The organism is Streptomyces sp. NPDC057623 (assembly GCF_042800355.1).
Taxonomy (GTDB): Bacteria; Actinomycetota; Actinomycetes; order Streptomycetales; family Streptomycetaceae; genus Streptomyces.
The window spans coordinates 26,316-39,862 of sequence record NZ_JBHVGZ010000023.1 but is presented as its reverse complement, the minus strand read 5'-3'; the positions used below and the strand labels follow the sequence as shown (position 1 = coordinate 39,862).

The window sequence follows — 13,547 nt, the reverse complement described above, 5'->3', positions numbered from 1 at the left end:
CCCCGGCACACCGCCCTAGCGTTCGGTCACCTTGCCGTCGGCGACCTCCAGGCGGCGGGTGACGTGGACCGCGTCGAGCATGCGCCGGTCGTGGGTGACCAGGAGCAACGTGCCCTCGTAGGCGTCCAGGGCCGATTCCAGCTGCTCGATGGCCGGCAGGTCGAGGTGGTTCGTGGGCTCGTCCAGGACGAGGAGGTTGACGCCCCTGCCCTGGAGGAGGGCGAGGGCCGCGCGGGTCCGTTCGCCCGGGGAGAGGGTTGCCGCCGGGCGCAGGACGTGGTCCGCCTTCAGACCGAACTTGGCCAGGAGGGTGCGGACTTCCGCCGGTTCCGTGTCGGGGACCGCCGCGCAGAAGGCGTCCAGCAGGGACTCCTCGCCGTGGAAGAGCTTGCGGGCCTGGTCGACCTCGCCGATCAGCACGCCGGAGCCGAGCGTCGCCTGTCCCTCGGTCAGCGGGACGCGGCCCAGCAGGGCGCCCAGCAGCGTCGACTTGCCCGCGCCGTTGGCGCCGGTGACCGCCACCCGGTCCGCCCAGTCGATCTGGAGGCTCACCGGGCCCAGGGTGAAGTCGCCGCGGCCCACCTCGGCGTCCCGCAGGGTCGCGACCACCGCGCCCGAGCGCGGCGCCGACGCGATCTCCATGCGCAGTTCCCACTCCTTGCGCGGCTCGTCGACGACGTCCAGGCGCTCGATCATGCGCTGGGTCTGGCGGGCCTTCGCGGCCTGCTTCTCGCTGGCCTCGCTGCGGAACTTGCGGCCGATCTTGTCGTTGTCGTTGTTCGCCTTGCGGCGGGCGTTCTTGACGCCCTTGTCCATCCAGGAGCGCTGCATCTGTGCCCGTTCCTGGAGGGCGGCCTTCTTGTCGGCGTACTCCTCGTAGTCGTCGCGGGCGTGCCGGCGGGACACCTCGCGCTCCTCCAGGTAGGCCTCGTAGCCGCCGCCGTAGAGGTTGATCTGCCGCTGGGCGAGGTCGAGTTCGAGGACCTTGGTGACGGTGCGGGTGAGGAACTCGCGGTCGTGGCTGACGACCACCGTCCCGGCGCGCAGGCCGCCGACGAAGCGCTCCAGGCGCTCCAGGCCGTCGAGGTCGAGGTCGTTCGTCGGCTCGTCCAGCAGGAAGACGTCGTAGCGGGACAGCAGGAGCGAGGCCAGCCCGGCGCGGGCCGCCTGGCCGCCCGACAGGGACGTCATCGGCTGGTCCAGGTCCACCGCCAGGCCCAGCGAGTCGGCGACCTCCTCCGCCCGCTCGTCGAGGTCGGCGCCGCCCAGGTCGAGCCAGCGCTCCAGGCTCGTGGCGTACGCGTCGTCCGCGCCCGGTGCCCCGTCGACGAGGGCCTGCGTCGCCTCGTCCATCACCCGCTGCGCCTCGGTCACGCCGGTGCGGCGGGCCAGGAACTCGCGGACGGTCTCGCCGGGGCGCCGCTCGGGCTCCTGCGGCAGGTGACCGACGGTCGCCGTCGGCGGGGAGAGCCGCAGCTCGCCCTCCTCCGGTGCGAGCAGCCCGGCGAGCAGGCGCAGCAGCGTGGACTTGCCCGCGCCGTTGGCCCCGACCAGGCCGATCACGTCTCCGGGGGCCACGACGAGATCGAGCCCGCTGAACAGGGGGTGGTCGCCGTGGCCGGCGGCGAGGTTCTTGACGACGAGGGTTGCGGTCACAGGGAGCGATCCTAATGCGCGCGCCGCCTCGGACGCGCCGAGGTTTCCCGCCGCGTGAGAACGCCGGGACGGCAGCGCCCTCAGGGGCGCGGGGAACTGCGCGACCAGCCACAACGAACCCGCACACGCCCGACGGCATGGCGCGGCACCCACCTCTCACCACGGCACCCGGCGGAGCGCTACCGCGCCATCGCCTCCACCAGCACACTCCCCGACGTCCGAGCCACCACGAACGACTCCCCCTTCACGGCCTTCGCATCCAGCGCGATCCGGTGCCGCCCCGCCTCCAGAACACCGTCGAAGACCTCGTGGGCATGGGTCCGGTACAGACGGTCGAGGCGGTACGCGGTGAGGCGGACCCGGCAGGGAGAGGTGACCTCGACGCCCGCCTCGCCGTCGGCGGCCACCAGACGGGTCAGCCGGCGCTGTTCGGCAGGGCTGCGGTCCAGGGCGTGTTCGATCTGCGCGACGAGCAGCGGCACGATCGGCGCGAGGCCGTCGACGTACGCCACCTCGACCCCGGCGTCCGTGAAAGCGCGGCGTACGGCGGCGCGCTGCTCCGCGCCGATCCCGCGGCCGAAGGCCACGGCGCCGTAGGTGCGCAGTTCGTCGGGTGCGACGCCGCTCACGTCGTGGGTGATCTCGGCGCCGATGCCGATGGTGCGCAGGGCGGCGGCGAGCTTGGCGAGGACGGCGACGCGGGCGCCGATGAGGAGTACGCGGCGCCGCGGCGCCCCGGAGTCGCGGTCGAGCAGGGAGCCGAGCGCCGCGCGGTACTCGGTGGCGTGGAAGCGGAAGGGGCCGATGCCGTGGTAGCCGTTGAGCTCCAGGTCGGCGTGTTCGTCGGTCTGCCAGGCGAAGTCCCGCCAGACGTAGTCGTCGCCGTCCTTGTCGATGAGCGCGGTGACGGCGCCGCAGGCGAGGTCCTCGCAGTCCGGGCAGCCGTAGATGACGTACCGGCCGCCTGGAAGCGGGGCTTGCGCCTCCAGGAGCAGGCTCTGGACCTGCGCGGTGAAGATGGCGGGCGGGACGTCGGAGGCGAGCGGGGAGACGGCGTCGAGGTCGGAGAGCTGGAACAGCAGCGGGCGTCCGTCGACGATGAAGTCGACGAAGTCCCGGTGCACCTGGTAGTCACCGTTGGCGAGGACGCCACCGGCACGCATCGCCGGTGCCAGGCCGAAGGTCGCGTACTCGGCAGACATGCTGTGAGTATCCCCAGGGCGGGACCGATATGAGCGCGGCATGACATATTCCGCTAAAGGTCCCGGCTCGGGGCGAACGGGGAGGCGGGGTCGCCGCGGGCGGCGCGGTGGTGTGATCGGGCCGGTGACGGCCCGTGTCCTGGCCGTGACCGGGGCGCGTGCGTGTATGGGCGCACAGGCTCGTCGAAGGGGCCTGCCGAAGGGGCCACCACCAGGGTTGCCGGGGGCGCGTTGATGGCCGTACCGGATCGGGCCGCGCGCGCCGCCCTGGGCGGGTGCGCTCCCGCGCCGGAGGCGTCCGGCTGGGGCACGGGGGCGGAGGAGGCCGTCCTGCTCGCCTCCTCCCCCGGTGCGTGCCCCGCTCAGCCGTGGTCGTGGCCCAGCGGGTCGCCCTCCGCGTCGGTGCCGGGGCCCGGGCCGACCTTGATCTCGAAATCGCCGTCGTACCTCCTGTGGCCCTCGATCACGGCGAGTTCGACGGCCTCGGAGCCCATCTCGGTACGCACGATGACCGGGTCCCGGCGCAGGTCGCGCATGAGGGCGACGCACATGCCGATCATCACGAGGACGAACGGCGCGGCGGCCAGGATCGTGAGGTTCTGCAGGCCGGTGAGCGCGTCACCCTGGCCGCTGCCGACGAGCAGCATGATGGCGGCGACGGCGCCGGTCACCACACCCCAGAACACGACGACGAAGCGGCCGGGTTCCAGGGCGCCCTTCTGGGAGAGCGTGCCCATCACGATGGAGGCGGCGTCGGCGCCGGAGACGAAGAAGATGCCGACCAGGATCATCACCAGCAGGCTGGTGGCGGTGGCGATGGGGAACTCCTGGAGGACGCCGAAGAGCTGGCCCTCGGGGGTGTCCTCGCCGCTGAGTGCGCCGCCCTCCTTCAGCTTCATCGCCGTACCGCCGAAGATCGCGAACCAGACGAGGCTGACGGTGCTGGGCACGAGGATGACGCCGCCGACGAACTGCCGGATCGTACGGCCCCGGCTGATCCGGGCGATGAACATCCCGACGAAGGGCGTCCAGGAGATCCACCAGGCCCAGTAGAAGACGGTCCAGCTGCCGAGCCAGTCCGCGACGCCCTCGCCGCCGCTGGCCTCGGTGCGGCCGGCGAGCTGCGGCAGGTCGCCGAGGTAGGCGAAGATCGACGTGGGCAGCAGGTCGAGCACGATGATCGTGGGGCCCGCGATGAACACGAAGAGCGCGAGGATCAGGGCGAGCACCATGTTGGTGTTGGACAGCCACTGGATGCCCCGCTCGATGCCGGAGATGGCGGAGGCCACGAAGGCGAGGGTCAGCACGGCGATGATCGCGACCAGCAGACCGGTGCTCACGTCGTCCATCCAGTCCAGCTCCTGGAAACCGGAGCCGATCTGGAGCGCGCCCAGACCCAGTGAGGCCGCGGAGCCGAAGACGGTGGCGATGATCGCGAGGATGTCGATCACCCGGCCCCCGGCGCCGTTGGCGTGCTTCTCCCCGATCAGCGGGGTGAAGACCGCGCTGATGGTCTGGCGCCGGCGCTTGCGGAAGGTGCTGTAGGCGATGGCGAGTCCGACCACCGCGTAGATCGCCCAGGGATGCAGCGTCCAGTGGAAGAGGGTGGTCGCCATCGCCGTCTCCATGCGTTCACCGGAGTTGGCGGGGTCGGTGCCCGGGGGCGGGGTCGTGTAGTGCGAGAGCGGCTCGCTGACGCCGTAGAACATCAGGCCGATGCCCATGCCGGCGCTGAACATCATCGCGACCCAGGAGACGGTCTTGAACTCGGGTTCCTCGCCCTCGGCACCGAGGTGGATACGGCCGTAGCGGCTGACCGCGAGCCACAGGGCGAAGACCACGAAACACGAGGCGGCGAGCATGAAGGCCCAGCCGCCGTTGTGGATCAGGCCGTCCAGCAGCGTCGTGGACACGCTCTCCAGCGAGTCCGTGGCCGCCCAGCCCCAGATGACGAAGGCCACGGTGATGACGGCGGTGACGCCGAACACCACTCGGTCCGTGCTGCCCTGGCCGGAAACGTCCGACGGACCTTCCCGGCCACCTCTCTTCTTCAGATCCTCAGTCATCTGCGGCACCTTCCCCGGTGAACGGTGGATACGCCGGTTCCACGTCGTCTCCCAGGACCTACCACAGATCCCGTCGATCTCAGCCGTTTGAGCAGTCGGTGTCGGGCTCACCGGCCGTGATGCGGTACGGGGCGCGCTCGTCGAGGAGCAGCGGGACGAGGGCGCGCAGGGACTGGCGGAGCGGGACCAGGGCGCCCGTGGAGGTCGCCTTCGACTTCACGCCGTGCAGCGCCAGTTCGTCCTTCACCTGCCGGTACTGGTCGGCGGTGAGCCGGTAGCCGCAGGGCGGGTCCTGGATCACCTCGGCGGGTTCGGCCTCGTCGTTGTCGGCGCCGCCGACGTAGACGGGCCCGGTGTCGGCGAAGCCCGCGAGGCGGGCCCTGCCGGTCGCCGTCTCGACCTGTCCGCGGCGGACGTCGGTGAAGTCGAACAGGCCGTCCAGTGCGGCCAGTTGGGAGGACACCCGACGCCGGTTGTTGAGGGACTCGTCGGCCTGCTCCTCGTCGGTCAGGGGATCGACGCGGCTCTCGATGAGCAGGCCCACCGAGTGCTTGATGCCGGACATGTTCCGCAGAATGCGTTCCTGGCCGTCACCGGCGACCTGCTTGACCGGCTCGCCCGTCGCCGGGTCGGTCCAGATGCCGTAGGTGCCCGTGGAGTAGCCGGTGCCCGTCGCGGCGGGGCGCACATACGCCTGGGACAGGGTCCGCGCCTCGTCGTGGACGTGCGCGTCCGTGTTGAGGTTGCGCGGCCACAGGTCGAACAGGTCCTTGTCGTAGTACTGCGGAGTGGCGCCGTACTCGTGCAGGTCGTAGATCACGTCGGGACGTTGGTCACGGACGAGCGCGGCCATGGCACGGCCCTCGGCGGTCTGCAGCGCGAGATGGTCGCGGTTGATGTCCACGCCGTCGGCGTTGCCCCGGGTGTCGGCGGCCCGGCCGTCGGGGTTGGCGGTGGGCACGACCAGCAGGGTGGTGCGCTCCAGGAAACGCCGGGTCCGCCGGTCGTTCGCGTAGGCCAGGTCGCGGATGGTGGACAGGCAGGCCTCGCGGCCGGAGGGCTCGTCGCCGTGCTGGCTGCACACCAGCAGCACCTTGTTCGGGGTGGGGCGGGTGCCGATCCGGACGAGCTGGAGCGGGCGGTCCTGCTCGGTCGTGCCGATGCGGGTGACGGAGACCCGGTCGCTCGCCCGGTCGACGGCCCTGAGGAAGCTCTGTTCCTCGGGCTGGCTGGTCCAGCGGGCGCCGTTCGACTGCTCGAAGCCGGTGTGCGGCGGGGAGTCGGCGGCGTCGGCGGGGACCGCCACGAGGGATGCGGCGAGGGCAGCCGTGGCGAGGGTCAGGGCGCGGGTACGGGTGCGGGTCACTGGCCTCCCTCCGGGATGCGGTGCGTGGTGCGCGGCGGGGAAACGCCGTCGAGGGGCGTGGCCGCGGGGGCCGCGGCGACTGAGCCCGCCGTGGCGCGGGCGAAGGCGTGGGCGCCGCCGACCAGCGGGACGCGGGCCTTCGTGCGGGAGAGATCGAGGGTGAGGGTCGGCGTGGTCGACGGCGGGTCGATCAGGTCCTTGTCCGTGCCCGCGACGATCAGGGCGAGGCGGTGACCGACCGGGACCACGTGGTCGGTGGCCGCCAGGTCGAGGGTGATCGTGTACGCCTTGCCCGGGGTCAGCGGCAGGCCCTCGCGGTCCGAGGCGTGGTTGCCCAGGTCGGCCCAGCCGCGGCTGACGACGGTGTAGTCGACGTCGGCGGTCCTGGCCTCGGTCTCCTTGAAGCAGGCGCTGTCGCCGGTGGTGCTCACGCCCCAGCAGCTGCGGTCGGCGAGCGTGCTGATGCCCTCGCCGCTCGCCGCGTAGTCGCGGATGGTGTCGGGGCCGAGGTCGACCAGGACGGCGGAGAGGTGCGCCGTCGAGGTGGTCGAGGTCGCGGTGACGGTGACCTCGGAGGAGCCGGACAGGCGCAGGTCGCGGGTGAGCGGCCTGGTCGTGAAGCCCGCCTTGTCGGGGGTGGGCCGGTCGATGTGGGCGGCCCAGTCGGTCTCGCCGCGCTGCGGGTCGTCGGTGAAGGTCTCGGTGCCCTTGCCCTTGCGCAGGCCCAGGGTGCCGACACCGGACCGGCTGCCCTCGGCGGGGCGCAGGGTGGTGGTGTCGGTGCCGCGCGGCGGCCAGACCCTGGAGGTGACCCACTGGTCGGGGTGACGCTCGATGTCGGCCATCGGCTCACGGTCGATGCCGTTGTCGTAGCCGAGGAGTTCGTGGTCGAACCAGCGGTGCAGGGTGTCGACCCAGTCCGCGCGGCGGAAGTCGAAGGGGTCGACGTGACCGGTCTGGGAGAGCCAGATCTTGCGCTCCACGCCGTTCTTCGCGAGGGCGTCCCACCACTGGCCGACGTGCTTCATCCGCACGTTGAGGTCCTGCATGCCGTGGATCAGGAAGACGCTCGCCCGGACCTTGCGGGCGTCCTTGACGTAGTCACGCTCGGTCCACAGGGGCGTCCAGGCTCCGGTGCGCGGGGCCCCGTCGACGAGCTTCTGCTGGACGGCGCCGCAGCGGGCGCGGGCGTCGGGGCTGTCGACGTAGTCGGACAGCGCGTCGGGGCCGGAGTCGTACAGCGGGGCGCCCTGCTGGAAGTAGTAGTCGTACCAGGAGGAGATGGCGCTGATCGGGACGATGGTCTTCAGCCCCTCGACCCCGGTGGCCGCCACGCCGTTGGCGATGGTGCCGTCCCAGCTCTTGCCGATCATTCCGGTGCGGCCGTTGGTCCAGGTCGCTTTGGCCTTGGTGCTGCCGGTGCGGGTCGGGGCGAACGAACCCGAGGCCGCCTGGTGGTGGTTCCCGAGCAACGACCACCCGCTCGACAAGGCGACGTTCGACGTCTCGGTGCAGGTCCCGGACGGTACGCAGGCCATCTCCAACGGCACGCTCCAGTCGACGAGTTCACGGCTGGGCTGGACCCGCTACAACTGGCGCTCGAACAAGCCTCAGACGACGTATCTCGCCACGCTCGCGGTGGGCAGGTTCGACGTGACCACGGGGACGAGCGAGAGCGGCATTCCGGTCATCAACGCCTACAGCAAGGACCTGGGCGACAAGACCGGTGCGGCGAAGGCGAGCATCGAGCGGACCGGCGAGATCGCCGACTGGCTGAGCGGGTACTTCGGGCCGTACCCCTACAACGCGCTCGGCGGATATGTGCCGAACACCGACACCGGGTACGCGCTGGAGACGCAGACCCGGCCGTACTACAGCCCGCGGAACTTCGCGAACGGGTCGAACACCACCATCGTCGTCCATGAGCTGGCCCATCAGTGGTACGGCGACCTGGTGTCGGTCAAGGGCTGGAAGGACATCTGGGTCAGCGAGGGCTTCGCGCGGTACGCGCAGTGGCTGTGGTCGGAGCACGAGGGCGAGGGGACGGCGCAGGAGATCGCCGACTACGTGTACGCCTCGCGTGCGGCCGACGATGCCTTCTGGCAGGTGCGGCCCGGTGATCCCGGGCCGGACAACCAGTTCCACCTCGCGGTCTACGACCGGGGCGCGCTGACGCTCCAGGCGCTGCGCAACGAGATCGGTGACGACGCGTTCTTCGCCATTCTCAAGGGCTGGACGCAGAAGTACGCCTACGGCAACGCGTCGGTGGCCGACTTCCAGCAGTACGCCGAGGAGGTGTCCGGGAAGTCGCTGGGGGCGCTCTTCGACACCTGGCTGTTCCAGCCGTCGAAGCCGGCCGCACCGGCGGCGCGGGCGGCCTCGATCGCGAAGGTGTCCGGGGTTCCCGCTCAGCCGACCTCGTGGAAGAAGATCGCCGCGACGAACCAGGTGCATGAACACGAGCACTGAGTGCGGGTGCGTCGTGGCTGCTCGCGCGGTTCCCCGCGCCCCTTCGGGGCGCGGGCCCCACCGCGGAGGCCGCCGCTGACAACGGCCTTCGACCGGGTCCTACTTCGTGAGGTCGGCCAGCTCGCGGTCCCCCGCGCGGGCGACCCGGCGGCGGATCGCGAACCAGCCGCCGGTCAGCATCAGGGCGATGACGGGGATGAGGAGGAGGGTCTTGCGGCCGACCTCGGGGTCGTTCCACATCAGGCCGAGTACGGCGACCAGGAAGACGATGGTCACGATCTCGGTGACCGGGCTGCCCGGGAGGCGGAAGCCGGGCCGGGTGACGAGGCCCTCCTTGGCGCGGCGGACGAAGAGCAGGTGACAGATCATGATGATCACCCAGGTGGAGATGATGCCGAGCGAGGCGACGTTCAGCACGATCTCGAAGGCCTGGCTGGGCATGAGGTAGTTCAGGCCGACGCCGAGGACGCACACCGCGCAGGTGAGCAGGATGCCGCCGTAGGGAACCTGGCTGCGGTTCATGCGGGCGGTGAATCCGGGCGCCGAACCCGCCATCGCCATCGAGCGCAGGATGCGGCCCGTGGAGTACAGGCCGGAGTTGAGAGAGGACATCGCCGCGGTCAGGACGACCAGGTTCATCACGTCGCCGGCGCCCTCGACGCCGCTCTTCGACAGGACCGTGACGAAGGGGCTCTCGTCGGCCGAGTAGACCGAGCCGGGGAGGAGGAGAGCGAGGAGGACGACCGAGCCGACGTAGAAGAGGCCGACGCGCCACATGATCGAGTTCACCGCGCGGGGGACGACCTTCTCCGGCTCGGCGGTCTCGCCCGCGGCGACGCCGACCAGTTCCAGCGCGGCGTAGGCGAAGATCACGCCCTGCATGACGAGGACGACGGGCATCAGGCCGTGCGGGAGGACACCGCCGTTGTCGCTGATGACGTTCAGGCCCGGGGTCTGCCCGCCGACCTCGTGCCGGGTGGCGAGCAGGAAGATGCCCACGCACATGAAGGCGACGAGCGTGGCGACCTTGATGATCGCGAACCAGAACTCCATCTCGCCGAAGATCTTCACCGAGATCAGGTTCACGGCGAGGACCACCGCGAGGGCGGCCAGGGCCAGCACCCACTGGGGGATGTCCGTGAACATGCTCCAGTAGTGGGTGTAGAGCGCGATCGCGGTGATGTCGGCGATCCCGGTGGTCGACCAGTTCAGGAAGTACATCCAGCCGGCGACGTACGCGCCCTTCTCGCCGAGGAACTCCCGCGCGTACGACACGAAGGAACCGGACGACGGGCGGTAGAGCACGAGTTCGCCGAGGGCACGGACGACGAAGAAGGCGAAGATGCCGCAGACCAGGTAGGCGATCGCCAGCGCCGGGCCCGCGGTGTGGAGGCGGCCGCCGGCGCCGAGGAAGAGGCCGGTGCCGATGGCCCCGCCAATGGCGATCATGTTGACGTGGCGGGCCTTGAGGTCCTTGCTGTAACCGGCGTCGCCCGCGTCCGCGGGCAGCTGCGCCGCTTCGCTCTGGGGTGCGGCCACGGCCGTGTTCACGGCGTCCTTGCTCACGGGTGGTACCACTCTCTGGTGCGCCCGAGCGGATCGCGCTCGGGTGTCCGGACGTACGTAGGTCTGCACCCTCGGTGGAAGGCACAGACCAAGGGGCCACCTTCCCCGGAATCCGACCGGCACGCGGTGGCGCAGGTCACAGAGCGGGACATCTCACATGGTCATCCAGGGTGCGACAGAGGTTTCACAGCATTGGTGAGCCAGCGATACTGCTGCACATGACGACCGAACCCACCGACGTCGGGGAGCCGACCCTCACGATCGACGAACTCGCCGCGCGGGCGGGTGTCACGGTCCGCACGGTCCGGTTCTACGGCACCAAGGGGCTGCTGCCACCGCCGGTGATCGGTCCCCGGCGGGTGGGCCACTACGGGCAGGAGCATCTGGCCCGGCTGGCGCTCATCGAGGAACTCCAGCAGCGAGGGATGACGCTCGCCGCCATCGAGCGCTACCTGGAACAGCTGCCGACGGATCTGAGCGTCCACGGCCTCGCCATCCACCGCGCCGTCGTCGCCTCCTGGGCCCCGGACACGGTGGAGACGGTGACGCGCCAGGAGCTGGAGCGGCGGGCGGGGCGGGCTCTGGGCGACGACGACGTCGAGCGGCTGGGCGCGATGAACGTGGTACGGCAGGAGAACGGGTCGTACCGCGTCGACCTCGGGCTGCTCAGGCTCGGCGTCCAGCTCCTCGACGTACCGCTGTCCCAGGACGCGATCCTCGCCGCGCGCAAGGTGCTGATCGAGCACTCGCGCGCGGCGGCCCACGAACTGTCGCAGCTGTTCAGAGGAGAGGTCTCCGAGCGCGCCGCGCAGGACGTGAAGTCCCTCTCCGCCCATATGCAGCCCATCGTCGTGCAGGCCCTGCTGACGACCTTTCAGCGGTCGTTGAAGGAAGAGCTGCACGACTGGCTGACGAACTCAGAGGAACGCGGATCCGTCTGACCCCTGCGGTGGGGGCAAGGGTCGCGCGCCGGAGGGGCTGAACGACCAGCCCGTCCGGCGTTTGAGGACGGGGCTCGTTCACACGTCCCCGAACCGCTCCCCCTTCTCGCCCTTCTCCACCAGCAGCGCCGGCGGCGCGAAGCGCTCGCCGTACTGCTCCGCCAGCTCACGCGCGCGTGCCGTGAAGCCGGTGACACCGCCCTCGTAGCCGTTGATGTACTGCAGGACACCGCCGGTCCAGCCGGGGAAGCCGATGCCGAAGACGGAGCCGATGTTGGCGTCGGCGACGGACGTCAGGACGCCCTCCTCCAGGAGCCTGACCGTGTCCAGGGCCTCGGCGAACAGCATGCGTTCCTGCATGTCCCGGAAGGGGATCTGCGCGTCCTCGCGCGTGAAGTGCTCGCGCAGGCCCGGCCACAGGGCCACCCGCTTGCCGGCCTCGTCGTAGTCGTAGAAGCCCGCGCCGCCGCTGCGCCCGGGGCGGTCGAACTCGTCGACCATGCGGTCGATGACGGCCTCGGCGGGGTGGGACGTCCAGGTGCCGCCCGCTTCCTCCACGGCCCGCCTGGACTCGTTGCGGATCTTGCGCGGGAGCGTGAGCGTCAGTTCGTCCATCAGGGACAGGACCTTGGCGGGGTAGCCCGCCTGCGCCGCCGCCTGTTCGACCGACGCGGGCTCGATGCCCTCGCCGACCATCGCCACACCCTCGTTGATGAAGTGGCCGATGACGCGGGAGGTGAAGAAGCCACGGGAGTCGTTCACGACGATCGGCGTCTTCTTGATCTGCCGGACCAGGTCGAAGGCGCGCGCCAGCGCCTCGTCGCCCGTCCGCTCGCCCTTGATGATCTCGACCAGCGGCATCTTGTCGACGGGCGAGAAGAAGTGCAGTCCGATGAAGTCGGACTGGCGCTCGACGCCCTCCGCCAGCGCGGTGATCGGCAGCGTGGAGGTGTTGGAGCACAGCAGCGCGTCCGGCTCGACGATGTTCTGGATCTCCTGGAACACCTTGTGCTTGAGCTCGGGGTTCTCGAAGACCGCCTCGATGACCGCGTCGCAGCCGGCCACGTCCTGCGGATCGGCCGTCGGCGTGATGCGGGCGAGCAGCGCGTCGGCCTTCTCCTGCGTCGTACGGCCCCTGGAGACGGCCTTGGCGCACAGCTTCTCGGAGTAGGCCTTGCCCTTGACGGCGGCTTCGAGCGCCACGTCCTTCAGGACGACCTCGATGCCCGCGCGGGCGCACGAGTAGGCGATGCCCGCGCCCATCATCCCGGCGCCCAGGACGGCCACCTTGCGGACCGGGCGCGACTCGATGCCCTTGGGGCGGTTGGCGCCGGAGTTGACGGCCTGGAGGTCGAAGAAGAACGCCTGGATCATGTTCTTGGAGGTCTGGCCCGCCGCCAGCTCCACGAAGTAGCGGGCCTCGATGACCTGCGCCGTCTCGAAGTCGACCTGCGAGCCCTCGACGGCGGCCGCGAGGATGTTGCGCGGCGCCGGGTAGGGCGCGCCGTTCGTCTGCTTGCGCAGGCTGGCCGGGAAGGCGGGCAGGTTCGCCGCGAACCTGGGGTTGGCGGGTGTGCCGCCGGGGATCTTGTAGCCCGGCTTGTCCCAGGGCTGCTGCGATTCGGGATGGGCCTCGATGAAGGCGCGGGCCTTGGCGAGCAGTTCCTCCTGGGTGGCGGCCACGTCGTCGATCAGGCCGTTCTGCAGGGCGCGCTCGGGGTTGTACTGGGTGCCCTGGAGGAGGACCTTCAGCAGCGCGTCGGCGATGCCGAGGAGGCGGACGGTGCGGACGACGCCGCCTCCGCCCGGCAGCAGACCGAGGGTGACCTCGGGGCAGCCGATCTTGGAGCCGGGCGCGTCGAGGGCGATGCGGTGGTGGCAGGCGAGCGCGATCTCGTAGCCGCCGCCCAGGGCCGCGCCGTTCATCGCGGCGACGACCGGCTTGCCCAGGGTCTCGATGCGCCGCAGGTCGCGCTTGATGGCCAGGCCGCCGTCGAACAGGTCCTGTGCCGTTTCGGGCGTGACGCGGATCAGGTCGCGCAGGTCGCCGCCGGCGAAGAAGGTCTTCTTGGCCGAGGTGATGATGACACCGCGGATGGTGTCCTTCTCGGCCTCCAGCCGGTCGGTGATCACGGCGAGGGAGTCGCGGAACGCCTGGTTCATGGTGTTCGCGGACTGGTCGGGGTCGTCCAGGACGAGGGTGACGACGCCGGTGCGGTCCTGTTCCCAGCGGATGGTGGTGCTCTGCGTCATGACGGGTTCTCCGTAGAAGTCTCTGAAG

The 13,547-nt window shown here is 70.7% G+C and carries 7 protein-coding genes and 2 pseudogenes; 2 read left to right on the top strand and 7 right to left on the bottom strand.

Features of this window, described 5'->3' with window-relative positions; all coding sequences use genetic code 11:
* Positions 1 to 15 precede the first annotated feature (15 nt).
* The 5 genes and pseudogenes from ACFU95_RS23490 to ACFU95_RS23470 form a co-directional block, all read right to left on the bottom strand.
* Positions 16 to 1,656, bottom strand: a complete 1,641-nt coding sequence (locus ACFU95_RS23490; RefSeq protein WP_383830898.1) for an ABC-F family ATP-binding cassette domain-containing protein — start codon at positions 1,654 to 1,656, stop codon at positions 16 to 18.
* Positions 1,657 to 1,835: 179 nt separating this feature from the next.
* Positions 1,836 to 2,858 (bottom strand): oxidoreductase, encoded by a 1,023-nt coding sequence (locus tag ACFU95_RS23485; protein ID WP_383830896.1) that lies wholly within the window; start codon positions 2,856 to 2,858, stop codon positions 1,836 to 1,838.
* Between the two features lie 362 nt (positions 2,859 to 3,220).
* A complete protein-coding gene (locus ACFU95_RS23480) occupies positions 3,221 to 4,924 on the bottom strand; it encodes a BCCT family transporter (protein ID WP_383830893.1) in 1,704 nt (567 codons plus the stop codon).
* A 79-nt stretch (positions 4,925 to 5,003) separates the two neighbouring features.
* Positions 5,004 to 6,290: a M14 family metallocarboxypeptidase gene (locus tag ACFU95_RS23475; protein ID WP_383830890.1), complete on the bottom strand. Its 1,287-nt coding sequence runs from the start codon at positions 6,288 to 6,290 to the stop codon at positions 5,004 to 5,006.
* Positions 6,287 to 7,717, bottom strand: a pseudogene (locus ACFU95_RS23470) (CocE/NonD family hydrolase C-terminal non-catalytic domain-containing protein); the annotation flags it as partial. The pseudogene ACFU95_RS23470 and the gene ACFU95_RS23475, both read right to left, overlap by 4 nt.
* Here ACFU95_RS23470 and ACFU95_RS23465 point away from each other — a divergent pair.
* A pseudogene (locus ACFU95_RS23465) lies at positions 7,716 to 8,759 on the top strand (M1 family metallopeptidase); the annotation flags it as partial. The pseudogenes ACFU95_RS23470 and ACFU95_RS23465 sit on opposite strands and share 2 nt — an antisense overlap.
* A gap of 99 nt (positions 8,760 to 8,858) precedes the next feature.
* Here ACFU95_RS23465 and ACFU95_RS23460 read toward each other — a convergent pair.
* Entirely contained in the window at positions 8,859 to 10,325 is a 1,467-nt protein-coding gene (locus tag ACFU95_RS23460; protein WP_383830887.1) for an amino acid permease, read from the bottom strand.
* Positions 10,326 to 10,543: 218 nt separating this feature from the next.
* On the opposite strand from ACFU95_RS23460, the gene ACFU95_RS23455 reads away from it, so the two are divergent.
* Entirely contained in the window at positions 10,544 to 11,266 is a 723-nt protein-coding gene (locus ACFU95_RS23455) for a MerR family transcriptional regulator (protein ID WP_383830884.1), read from the top strand.
* Between the two features lie 78 nt (positions 11,267 to 11,344).
* On the opposite strand, the gene ACFU95_RS23450 is transcribed toward ACFU95_RS23455, so the two are convergent.
* Positions 11,345 to 13,519 carry a 3-hydroxyacyl-CoA dehydrogenase NAD-binding domain-containing protein gene (locus ACFU95_RS23450; RefSeq protein ID WP_383830881.1) on the bottom strand — a complete coding sequence of 725 codons (2,175 nt, stop codon included), beginning with the start codon at positions 13,517 to 13,519 and terminating at the stop codon, positions 11,345 to 11,347.
* Positions 13,520 to 13,547: the final 28 nt, after the last annotated feature.

Excerpts from the sequence above, each read along its gene's own strand:
- ACFU95_RS23485 (WP_383830896.1), bottom strand. The coding sequence starts at position 2,858 with ATGTCTGCCGAGTACGCGACCTTCGGCCTGGCACCGGCGATGCGTGCC.
- ACFU95_RS23480 (WP_383830893.1), bottom strand. The coding sequence starts at position 4,924 with ATGACTGAGGATCTGAAGAAGAGAGGTGGCCGGGAAGGTCCGTCGGAC.
- ACFU95_RS23455 (WP_383830884.1), top strand. The coding sequence starts at position 10,544 with ATGACGACCGAACCCACCGACGTCGGGGAGCCGACCCTCACGATCGAC.
- ACFU95_RS23450 (WP_383830881.1), bottom strand. The coding sequence starts at position 13,519 with ATGACGCAGAGCACCACCATCCGCTGGGAACAGGACCGCACCGGCGTC.